Raw genomic sequence first — 9,643 nt, 5'->3', positions numbered from 1 at the left:
TAAACTTCGTAACTCATTGTTTACCAAGGAGTTTTCCGTTTCGACTGCGCCGGAAGTGGGGCGAATTATAGGCCTCCAGAACCTGCCGTCAACCCCATTATTCGGTTTTTCTATCAAAAACCTCAAAAGCCCGACATTTCCACTATATAGATAGCTACGAGTCAGTACTTGAGCAATATATTGCTCATTTGCTGACAGTTAAGCATCATAGCGCCACGTATTTATCGATCATGACTTCGGAAGAACTCCCGCAATGACCCCCCCTCCTCGCAGCTTGGCATCCGCATTGTTTCCGATCGGCCTGCTATTGATCGCCATGGCGTCCATCCAATCCGGTGCGTCATTGGCCAAAAGCATGTTTCCTATTGTCGGCGCACAAGGCACCACTGCTCTGCGTTTGATTTTCGCCAGTGTGATCATGCTGGTGCTATTACGCCCATGGCGCGCCACGCTGACGGCCAAGTCCTTGCGCACGGTGATCATTTACGGGATGGCGCTGGGCGGCATGAACTTCCTCTTCTATATGTCCCTTCGTACCGTACCGCTGGGGATTGCAGTAGCACTCGAATTCACAGGCCCGCTTGCCGTCGCTATCTATGCCTCGCGCAGAGCTGTCGACTTCCTGTGGATTGCCCTGGCGATCATCGGCCTGCTGCTGTTAATTCCGATGGGCGAGGCCAGCAGCGGTATCGACTGGGTCGGCGCGGCTTACGCACTGGGCGCAGGCGGATGCTGGGCCCTCTATATTTTGTTCGGCCAAAAGGCTGGGAACGACAATGGTGTTCAGACCGCCGCACTCGGCGTGATGATTGCTGCCCTGTTCGTCGCACCGATCGGCATCGTGCATGCGGGCGCCGCACTGCTGACTCCCGCCCTGATCCCTATCGCCATTGGCGTCGCGATTCTGTCCACCGCCTTGCCCTACACCTTGGAGATGGTCGCGCTGACTCGCCTGCCCGCCCGCACGTTCGGTACGCTGATGAGTATCGAACCGGCGTTCGGTGCCCTCTCCGGCCTGCTCTTCCTGCACGAGCATCTTTCTCTCGCCCAATGGTTGGCCATCACCTGCATTATCCTGGCTTCTGTGGGTGCCACGTTGACGATGCGCAACGAATCCAAACCACTGGTGCCCGCCGACTGATCATCTTTAAAGCCAGCGCTGGTATTTGCCGCTCATTTAGGCCATGTTTAGGCCGTAACCGAATGTCATTCATGGAGAATTTCGACACGGACAGCATGAACGCTTCGCTCGAGAGCGAGTAAAGCGGCTCTGTTCTTTTGCAGGGCGGCTATTAAGGATGGGAATGAAACGAATTTTGATACTGTTGCTGGTTGTGGGCATCGCTGGCTGTGCTGCAACCACAAAAACAGAAGTGAAACGGGGAAAAAAAGGGCTGCATATCAACTGCTCAGGCCTGTCCTCCTCCTGGGACCAGTGCTACACCAGTGCAGCCAACTCATGCGGTGCCAAGGGCTACCGGGTGATAGCCAAATCCGGCGATAACTCCGAAGAGCCTGGGGACTATCCTTTCGGCCTCAACCCAGCTGGCTATACCAGCCGCAGTATGATCGTCATCTGCAAATAGCTGCCCGAGCAGTCTTTCCTGACTGCTCATCTTAAATTCCGGCCGGTTGCGGCACGAAGGCTAAACTCCTGCTCGACCATCGAGCCAATGGAGTTCCCATGCCGCACAACAAGAAAATCGTATTAGTAGTGGGTGCCGGTGACGCGACCGGCGGCGCCATAGCCAAACGCTTTGCCCGCGAAGGTTACATCGCCTGCGTCACCCGTCGCAGCGCCGACAAACTGCAGCCCCTGGTAGACAGCATTCAGTTGGCGGGCGGTGAAGCCCATGGTTTTGCCTGTGATGCACGTAAAGAAGAGGACGTGATCGCACTGGTCGAGCAAATCGAAACCGAGCTGGGACCTATTGAAGCGTTCGTCTTCAACATCGGCGCCAATGTGCCTTGCAGCATTCTGGAAGAAACCGCACGCAAGTACTTCAAGATCTGGGAGATGGCGTGCTTCTCCGGCTTCCTGAACGCACGGGAAGTCGCCAAGCGCATGGTCACGCGTAACCGCGGCACTATCCTGTTCACCGGAGCCACCGCCGGCTTGCGCGGAAGCGCGGGGTTTGCCGCCTTCGCTGGCGCCAAGCATGGGATACGCGCCTTGGCACAAAGCATGGCGCGGGAGTTAGGCCCGATGAACATCCATGTCGCCCATGTGGTGGTGGACGGTGCCATCGATACCGACTTCATCCGCGAGAACTTCCCGCAAAAATACGCCCTCAAGGATCAGGACGCCCTCCTCAGCCCTGACCATATTGCCGACAACTACTGGTTCCTGCATCGCCAGCCACGGGACGCCTGGACGTTCGAACTGGATCTGCGCCCCTGGAACGAAACCTGGTGACTCCCTCTATAACAATAAGCAGTGAGTACAGACCATGAGTAAAACCCTGGAGTTCTTCTTTGATCTCGGCAGCCCCGCCACTTACCTGGCCTATACCCAGTTGCCGGCGCTGTGCGCCAAAACCGGCGCACAGGTGGTGTATCAACCGATGCTGTTGGGCGGTGTATTCAAGGCCACGGGCAATGCCTCGCCGATCATGGTGCCCGCCAAGGGTCGCTACATGCTCGATGACCTGGCGCGTTACGCCAAACGCTACAACGTGCCGCTCAGGTTCAACCCGCACTTTCCCATCAATACCTTGGTGCTGATGCGCGCCGTCACCGGCATTCAAATCCACCAGCCTGAGCGCTTCCTCGACTTCATCGACTGCCTGTTCCGTGCACTCTGGGTGGAAGGCCGTCACCTGGGCGACCCAGAGGTGGTAGCCAATGTGCTCACCGAACAGGGGTTCGATCCCGAGCAGGTACTGGCCCTTTCCAATGATGCAGCCGTCAAGGACGCGCTCAAGGACAAAACCGAACAAGCCATTAAGCGCGGCGTGTTCGGCGCTCCCAGTTTCTTTGTAGGAAACCAGCTGTTCTTCGGCCAGGACCGTCTGGACTTTGTGCGTGAAGCGCTCAGCTAGATATCGATTGCAGCCGGCAATGCCTTGGCTGCAACCGATCAAATCGCCGCAGTGCGCACCTGCAACCACTCAAGCGCTGCACCATTGAGCAGCGGGCTCAAACGCTCACGCACCTGGGCGTGATACGCGTTGAACCACTCACGCTCATCCGCCGTCAGCAACGACGGCTCCAGGCAGCGGGTATCAATCGGGCACAGGGTAAGGGTTTCGAACTTGAGGAATTCGCCAAACTCGGTCTTGCCCGCGTCACGGTTCAACACCAGGTTCTCAATGCGCACGCCCCAACGGCCAGGGCGATAAGTACCCGGCTCAATTGAAGTAATCATCCCTGGCCGCATCGCCGTTTGTGGCGCCGCAGCAGCCTGATAGGCAATGACCTGCGGCCCCTCATGCACGTTGAGGAAATAACCTACGCCGTGGCCTGTGCCGTGACCGTAGTCCACGCCTTCTGCCCAGATCGGTGCACGGGCAATGGCATCCAGCAACGGTGAAAGAATGCCCTTGGGGAACTGCGCACGGGACAGAGCAATCACGCCCTTGAGCACCCGCGTGCAATCGCGTTTCTGCTCCTCACTCGGTGTACCGATAGGCACCATCCGCGTGATGTCCGTGGTTCCGCCCAGGTACTGGCCGCCAGAGTCGATCAACAGCAAGCCATCACCTTCGATCAGCGCATGCTCTTCTTCGGTGGCGTGGTAATGCGGCATAGCGCCGTTGGCGTTGAAGGCGGCAATGGTATTGAAACTCAGCGATACATAGCCTGGGCGGCGGGTACGCGCAGCGGTCAGGTGTTCGTCGATCGTCAGTTCGGTAATGCGCTCGCGGCCCAGGGCACTGTCGAGCCAGGCAAAGAATTCGCACAGCGCCGCACCATCCTGCTCCATGGCTTGGCGGATATGCTCCGCGTCCGCCAGGCTCTTGCGGGATTTGGCCAGTGTGGTGGGGTTGAGGCTTTCAACCAGCTTGACGCCCGCGTCGAGGTTTTCCAGCAAGCCGGCGGTGACGCGGGCGGGGTCTACTTGCAAGCTTGCGCCCGCCGGTACCGCTCGCAACGCTTGCGCCACCTCGCTGTAATCACGCAGGGTCACGCCATCCTGCTCAAGCACCGCCCGCAGTTGCGCATCGACCTTGCCCAACGCCACAAACAAAGTGGCTTGTTGCTGATTGATCAAGGCAAAGGACACAAACACCGGATTGAACGACACATCTGCGCCGCGCAGGTTGAATAGCCAGGCGATATCATCCAGCGTCGCAATGAAATGCCAATCGGCGCCCTTGTCTTTCAAACTGGCGCGCAAGGCGGCCAGTTTCTCGCCACGACTGACGGTGGCCTGGGGTGGCAGATGCTGATAGATCGGCTGGTTCGGCAACGCCGGTCGGTCTTGCCAGACTTCATCGAGCACATCGATATCGGTACGCAGGCGCGCGCCACGCTCGGCCAACTTGCCACCCAGGGTACGTGCCGAGGCCACGGCCATGACCGCACCGTCCACCGCCACCACGCCACCCTCAGGGGTTTGCTCGGCCAGCCACTCCAGCGGTCCAGGCTGACCCGGTTGCAGCTTCACCAACTCGATACCGCTGCCCTTGAGCTCCTTGGTCGCCTGTTCCCAATAACGGCTATCCGCCCAGACCCCGGCAAACTCCGCCGTGACGATCAGGGTGCCCACCGAACCATGAAAACCGGACAACCACTGGCGCCCTTGCCAGTAACCCGGCAAATATTCGGACAAATGCGGGTCCGCCGATGGCACCAGCAAGGCATGAATGCCTTCGCGGCGCATCAGTTCACGGGTGCGCGCCAGGCGCTGGGGAACCGTTCCATGGGTCAAAGGCTGCGTACTCATTGTGTCTCCTGCTAACCACTAATAATTGTTATGTATTGCGATGATAAATCAGACCGCCCAGAACGCTGGCGCACTCGCCAATGCGGCCTTGATCAACTGCACGGCCTGGTCGATATCCTCTTCGGTGGTAAACCTACCCAGGCTCAAGCGAATAGTGCGAGCAGCACTGCGAGCGTCATGCCCCAAGGCCAGGAGCACATGAGACGGCGCATTGCTGGCCGAATTGCACGCTGAAGTCGCGGAAAAGGCAATGCCTGCACTCAATGCGGCTGAATTGAATTCGCCTTCGCTGAAGGTAAGGCTCAGTGTGTGCGGAATACGCTGGGTTGGGCTGCCATTAAGACGCAAGCCGGTCACCGACGCCAACTGATCCAGCAAGCGCTGACGCAGCGCGACAATCGTGGCCTTCTCATCCGCGAAAGACGCCGCAGCCAGAGCAAACGCCGTGCCCATGCCGGCAATCTGATGAGTCGCCAGGGTGCCGGAGCGCAAACCGCCTTCGTGGCCCCCCCCGTGAATCTGCGCCAATACCTTCTGCTGCGCCCGAGGCCCGACATATAACGCGCCGATACCCTTGGGCCCATACAGCTTGTGAGCAGAGAACGACATCAAGTCCACCGGCCACCGGGCCAGGTCGATAGCCACTTTGCCTGCCCCTTGCGCCGCGTCCACATGGAACAACGCGCCGTGCTCACGCACCCGCGCGCCAATGGCCGGAATATCGTTGAGGGTGCCCAGTTCGTTGTTGACCAGCATCAGCGAGACAAGAAAGGTATCCTCGCGCAAGGCTTCGCTGACCGCTTCGACGCTGATCAAGCCGTCTGCATCCGGTACCAGGTAAGTCACTGCCACTCCGGCTTCCTGCAATTGCCGCGCGGTGTCTAGCGTGGCCTTGTGTTCGATCTGGCTGGTGATGATATGCCCACCCGCCACACCACGGGCCTGGGCTACGCCCTTGAGCGCAAGGTTGTTGGATTCCGTGGCACCGGAGGTCCAGACTATCTGCTCGGGCTCGGCCACCACCAACTCGGCCACCTGGCGACGCGCCTGTTCAACCTTCTGCCGGGCCGCTTGGCCGAATGCATGGGAACTGGACGCAGGGTTGCCGAAGTGGGCGTTGAAACCCAGACACTCGACCATCACCTGGATAACTCGCTCATCCACCGGCGTGGTGGCGGCGTAGTCGAAATACAGCGGACGTTTATTCATGAGGTAAAAACTCGCAGAGCGTATTCCCAAGAGCAGCGTCTCGGGGGGCATCGACCAGAACAGAGGTCGTCAGGTTTAACCGATCGAATGCCATTAAAGAAGGTAACTTTATTTAAATGTGCGTAGGAACGCTCCTGGAATGAGCTTAACAGGCTGAAGTAGCCCCATGGCAAACAAAAAGCCCGAGGTTCCTTGTGGGAAACCTCGGGCCTTTTGCTGCACGAAGCGCGCTCAACTGGGCCGACCATGCAGGACCACGCTGCGCTCGGCGTTCATTTCACCTTGGCGATCAAAACCGAAGGGCTTTTGTGGCTGGCCAAGCAATGCGGCGCGCTGGCGTTGGTAGTCGTCAAACGACAAGCCACGACGGCCCAGGGCCTCCAGGGCCAACTGCTTGGTTTCCTCCGCCGTATAGGGAAGCAACTCCGGGGAAGGCTGGGTCGCACAACCCGCAAGGACAGAGGTGACAAGTAAAAAGGAAACAGCGAGGAAACGGTTCATGGCGATAGCCCTGCGAAGGAGGTTTCGAGTCAATGAACACAGGCTACTCCCGGCCCTTCCCGCTGAAAAATCATCGTCCGTGATAGTCGCTATCACGCGTATCGGCGTCCGCGGGGGGAACGCCTTGATATTCATTTAAGTTCTATAAATATAGAAACACCTTCATTTACGAATTAAGACGATACCTCTATAAAGACCTTGCGCGCAGCCCACTGTCCACCAGGCAACAGCCCTTCAACAAAGCCCAAACTCCCCCTGAGAGGTCACCATGCAGCTGTTCACCCTGCCGCCCTCGCCTGCCCTCGCGACCTCGATCCGCGCCACAGCCCAGGTCTTCGAAGACCCAAAGTCCCAGGCCCTGCTCGACCATATCCAGCAAGTGGCCCCCAGCGAAGCCAGCGTGCTGATCATCGGCGAAACCGGCACCGGCAAAGAACTTGTTGCGCGGCATATCCACCACCTCAGTACGCGGCGAAACCAGCCCTTCGTGGCGGTGAACTGCGGGGCCTTTTCGCAAGCGCTAGTGGAAGCCGAGTTGTTCGGCCATGAGAAAGGCGCCTTTACCGGTGCCCTCAGCGCCAAGGCCGGCTGGTTCGAAGAGGCTGACGGCGGCACCTTGTTTCTGGATGAGATCGGCGATTTGCCGATGGCCATCCAGGTCAAGCTGCTGCGGGTGCTACAGGAGCGTGAGGTGGTGCGCCTGGGTTCGCGCAAAAGCATTGCAATCGATGTGCGAGTCCTGGCCGCCACCAATGTACAACTGGAAAAGGCCATCAACGCCGGGCATTTCCGTGAAGACCTTTACTACCGCCTCAATGTAGTCAGCCTGGAACTGAGCCCGCTGCGCGAACGTACCGACGATATCCTGCCGCTGACCCGGCACTTCATCCAAACCTACAGCCAGCGCCTGGGCTATGGCCCGATCAGCGTGAGCCACGAGGCCGAGCACAAGCTCAAGCGCTACAGCTGGCCGGGCAATATCCGTGAGCTGGAAAACGTGATTCATCACACCCTGCTGATCTGCCGCAACGCTGTGATCGAACCCGACGACCTGCGCCTGTCGAACCTGCGCATCGAACGCCAGAACGACAGCGACACCGATACCAGTGCGCAAGCCCTGCTGGCGCGGGCGTTTCAAAAGCTCTTCGAGGAACAGTCCGGCGCCCTGCATGAAAAGGTCGAGGACGCTTTATTTCGCGCGGCCTATCACTTCAGCCACTGCAACCAGGTGCACACCGCCAATCTGCTGGGACTGAGCCGCAACGTCGCTCGCGCTCGCCTGATCAAGATCGGCGAACTGGCGGTCAACAAGCGCAGGCCCGGGGAAAATGTGCAAGGCGAACGGATGCTGCATCTATCCATTTAGTCGGCAGTGCAAGGCATCGTCCTGACTGCGCTCAAAACTGCGCAGTACCTGGAATGCACCAAAGGTCACGGCCGTGGCCCCGTGAGCGCGGATCAGCGTCCAGAAATCTTCGCCGCCCTGCTCAAAACACTTGAAGGCGGCCTCACCCTCTTCCCGCGATTGCCATTGCAAATAATTGAGCACCCTGCGCCCGTCATCGCTGACCTGTACGCTGGCACTCAAGAAGCCGCCATGGCGCACGGCCAGACGCTCGCTCTGGGTGGTCAAGGCGGCCACCAGGGCGGATTGCTGACGGGGCTCGATGTGAAATTCGATCAGTTGAGTGAAGCTGCGACTCTTCTCTGATACCTGCATGAACACTCCCCTCTCTTTGTAGGCAGAATCTTGCGATTCGATGCCACGCAGGGTAAAACCTCTAGTTAAGTCGAGGTCAAGCACTGTTTGGGAGCCTTACATGCTCAGCAACGAACTCAGCGTCGGTCAGTTGGCCGCTCGCAGCGGCGTGGCGGTCACCGCGCTGCACTTCTACGAATCCAAAGGGCTGATCAAGAGCAATCGCAATGCCGGCAATCAACGGCGATATCCACGGGATGTACTGCGCCGGGTGGTGCTGATCAAAATCGCCCAACGCCTGGGCATTCCGCTGGCGACCATTGGCGAGGCATTGCGGGCCCTGCCCGATGGGCGCACACCGAACGCTCACGACTGGGAACGGCTGTCGGCGATATGGCGTGAAGATCTGGATGAGCGCATCAACAAGCTGATGCTGCTGCGCGACAAGCTCAATGGTTGCATCGGGTGCGGGTGCCTGTCGATGGAGGCGTGCCCGTTGCGCAATCACGATGACGAGCTGGGTGAGCGTGGCCCCGGTGCGCAGCTGCTGGAGCCCACGCCTGATTCTGATCGGTAACGCCAGCTGCGCAATGCAACGTGACCTATAGTGAAAAGGCTGTAACCCCATAACCACAATCAAAGGAGAACGTTATGAGCGTTAAACCTATTCCCGAGGGTTATCACGGCATTACCCCCTATCTGGGCATCAACGAGGCCGCAAAGGCGATCGAGTTCTACAAGAAGGCCTTTGGCGCCTCAGTGTTCATGCGCCTGGACATGCCTGACGGCAGGGTCGGCCATGCGGAGCTGCGTATTGGCGAAGCGGTGATCATGCTAGGCACGCCCTGCGACGAAACAGCCCTGCGCAATCCTGACGCACACCCCAGTGTCGGCCTGCACCTGTATGTGAATGACGTGGACGAACAATTCAAACAGGCGGTTGATGCCGGCGCCAGCGTAGTGTCCACGCCGCAGGATCAGTTCTATGGGGATCGCTCGGCGAGTGTCAAGGATCCGTTCGGGCACCTGTGGTTCCTGGCGACTCACCAGGAAGACCTGAGCGAGGAACAGATCCGTCAGCGTGCCATGCAAATGTTCAAGCAAGGCGAATAGTTGCAGCGCAATACACATCCAATGTGGGAGCTGGCTTGCCCGCGAAGGCGGCGGGTCAGTCAATTAATCTGCAACTGAACCACCGCTATCGCAGGCAAGCCAGCTCCCACATTGGTTGGGTATTGCCCACGCAATCAGCGCCCGGCATCAATCCCCTGTGGGAGCGGGCTTGCCCGCGATGGCGGCGGGTCAGTCAATTAATCTGCAACTGAACCACCGCTATCGCAGGCAAG

The 9,643-nt window shown here is 58.8% G+C and carries 11 protein-coding genes; 7 read left to right on the top strand and 4 right to left on the bottom strand.

Annotation, left to right across the window (positions count from 1 at the left end):
* Positions 1 to 253 precede the first annotated feature (253 nt).
* The 4 genes from rhtA (at position 254) to ODQ19_RS27765 (ending at position 3,041) form a co-directional block, all read left to right on the top strand.
* Positions 254 to 1,141 (top strand): threonine/homoserine exporter RhtA, encoded by an 888-nt coding sequence (rhtA, locus tag ODQ19_RS27780; protein WP_330211813.1) that lies wholly within the window; start codon positions 254 to 256, stop codon positions 1,139 to 1,141.
* A 163-nt stretch (positions 1,142 to 1,304) separates the two neighbouring features.
* Positions 1,305 to 1,586, top strand: coding sequence for a hypothetical protein (locus ODQ19_RS27775; protein ID WP_003190182.1), 282 nt, complete (start codon positions 1,305 to 1,307; stop codon positions 1,584 to 1,586).
* A gap of 98 nt (positions 1,587 to 1,684) precedes the next feature.
* A complete protein-coding gene (locus tag ODQ19_RS27770; protein ID WP_330211812.1) occupies positions 1,685 to 2,416 on the top strand; it encodes an SDR family oxidoreductase in 732 nt (243 codons plus the stop codon).
* 34 nt (positions 2,417 to 2,450) lie between these two features.
* Positions 2,451 to 3,041, top strand: a complete 591-nt coding sequence (locus tag ODQ19_RS27765) for a 2-hydroxychromene-2-carboxylate isomerase (protein ID WP_032901924.1) — start codon at positions 2,451 to 2,453, stop codon at positions 3,039 to 3,041.
* A 38-nt stretch (positions 3,042 to 3,079) separates the two neighbouring features.
* Here ODQ19_RS27765 and ODQ19_RS27760 read toward each other — a convergent pair whose 3' ends face one another.
* The 3 genes from ODQ19_RS27760 to ODQ19_RS27750 all read right to left on the bottom strand — a co-directional run bounded on the left by ODQ19_RS27760 (position 3,080) and on the right by ODQ19_RS27750 (position 6,598).
* A complete protein-coding gene (locus ODQ19_RS27760) occupies positions 3,080 to 4,888 on the bottom strand; it encodes an aminopeptidase P family protein (protein WP_330211811.1) in 1,809 nt (602 codons plus the stop codon).
* A 48-nt stretch (positions 4,889 to 4,936) separates the two neighbouring features.
* Positions 4,937 to 6,097 (bottom strand): cysteine desulfurase family protein, encoded by a 1,161-nt coding sequence (locus ODQ19_RS27755; RefSeq protein WP_116666506.1) that lies wholly within the window; start codon positions 6,095 to 6,097, stop codon positions 4,937 to 4,939.
* A gap of 231 nt (positions 6,098 to 6,328) precedes the next feature.
* Positions 6,329 to 6,598, bottom strand: coding sequence for a hypothetical protein (locus tag ODQ19_RS27750; protein WP_330211810.1), 270 nt, complete (start codon positions 6,596 to 6,598; stop codon positions 6,329 to 6,331).
* 268 nt (positions 6,599 to 6,866) lie between these two features.
* Here ODQ19_RS27750 and ODQ19_RS27745 point away from each other — a divergent pair, with 268 nt between their 5' ends.
* Positions 6,867 to 7,964, top strand: a complete 1,098-nt coding sequence (locus tag ODQ19_RS27745) for a sigma-54 interaction domain-containing protein (RefSeq protein ID WP_330211809.1) — start codon at positions 6,867 to 6,869, stop codon at positions 7,962 to 7,964.
* Here ODQ19_RS27745 and ODQ19_RS27740 read toward each other — a convergent pair.
* Positions 7,953 to 8,318 carry an antibiotic biosynthesis monooxygenase gene (locus ODQ19_RS27740; protein WP_330211808.1) on the bottom strand — a complete coding sequence of 122 codons (366 nt, stop codon included), beginning with the start codon at positions 8,316 to 8,318 and terminating at the stop codon, positions 7,953 to 7,955. The genes ODQ19_RS27745 and ODQ19_RS27740 overlap by 12 nt on opposite strands.
* A gap of 100 nt (positions 8,319 to 8,418) precedes the next feature.
* Here ODQ19_RS27740 and soxR point away from each other — a divergent pair, with 100 nt between their 5' ends.
* Together soxR and ODQ19_RS27730 are read left to right on the top strand one after the other, a co-directional pair.
* Positions 8,419 to 8,874 (top strand): redox-sensitive transcriptional activator SoxR, encoded by a 456-nt coding sequence (gene soxR / locus ODQ19_RS27735; RefSeq protein WP_330211807.1) that lies wholly within the window; start codon positions 8,419 to 8,421, stop codon positions 8,872 to 8,874.
* Positions 8,875 to 8,948: 74 nt separating this feature from the next.
* The gene (locus ODQ19_RS27730; RefSeq protein ID WP_330211806.1) at positions 8,949 to 9,410 is read left to right on the top strand and encodes a VOC family protein; all 462 of its coding nucleotides are present in this window, start codon (positions 8,949 to 8,951) and stop codon (positions 9,408 to 9,410) included.
* Positions 9,411 to 9,643: the final 233 nt, after the last annotated feature.

Origin of the sequence: Pseudomonas sp. AM4(2022), assembly GCF_036346515.1 — a bacterium.
GTDB classification, from domain to species: Bacteria; Pseudomonadota; Gammaproteobacteria; order Pseudomonadales; family Pseudomonadaceae; genus Aquipseudomonas; species Aquipseudomonas paracarnis.
The sequence above is the reverse complement of the archived record's forward strand: the minus strand, read 5'-3'. Positions and strand labels throughout refer to the sequence as shown.

What these genes read in the sequence shown, in the direction of transcription:
- rhtA (WP_330211813.1), top strand. Translation starts at nt 254, where the DNA reads ATGACCCCCCCTCCTCGCAGCTTGGCATCCGCATTGTTTCCGATCGGC.
- ODQ19_RS27775 (WP_003190182.1), top strand. Translation starts at nt 1,305, where the DNA reads ATGAAACGAATTTTGATACTGTTGCTGGTTGTGGGCATCGCTGGCTGT.
- ODQ19_RS27770 (WP_330211812.1), top strand. Translation starts at nt 1,685, where the DNA reads ATGCCGCACAACAAGAAAATCGTATTAGTAGTGGGTGCCGGTGACGCG.
- ODQ19_RS27765 (WP_032901924.1), top strand. Translation starts at nt 2,451, where the DNA reads ATGAGTAAAACCCTGGAGTTCTTCTTTGATCTCGGCAGCCCCGCCACT.
- ODQ19_RS27760 (WP_330211811.1), bottom strand. Translation starts at nt 4,888, where the DNA reads ATGAGTACGCAGCCTTTGACCCATGGAACGGTTCCCCAGCGCCTGGCG.
- ODQ19_RS27755 (WP_116666506.1), bottom strand. Translation starts at nt 6,097, where the DNA reads ATGAATAAACGTCCGCTGTATTTCGACTACGCCGCCACCACGCCGGTG.
- ODQ19_RS27750 (WP_330211810.1), bottom strand. Translation starts at nt 6,598, where the DNA reads ATGAACCGTTTCCTCGCTGTTTCCTTTTTACTTGTCACCTCTGTCCTT.
- ODQ19_RS27745 (WP_330211809.1), top strand. Translation starts at nt 6,867, where the DNA reads ATGCAGCTGTTCACCCTGCCGCCCTCGCCTGCCCTCGCGACCTCGATC.
- ODQ19_RS27740 (WP_330211808.1), bottom strand. Translation starts at nt 8,318, where the DNA reads ATGCAGGTATCAGAGAAGAGTCGCAGCTTCACTCAACTGATCGAATTT.
- soxR (WP_330211807.1), top strand. Translation starts at nt 8,419, where the DNA reads ATGCTCAGCAACGAACTCAGCGTCGGTCAGTTGGCCGCTCGCAGCGGC.
- ODQ19_RS27730 (WP_330211806.1), top strand. Translation starts at nt 8,949, where the DNA reads ATGAGCGTTAAACCTATTCCCGAGGGTTATCACGGCATTACCCCCTAT.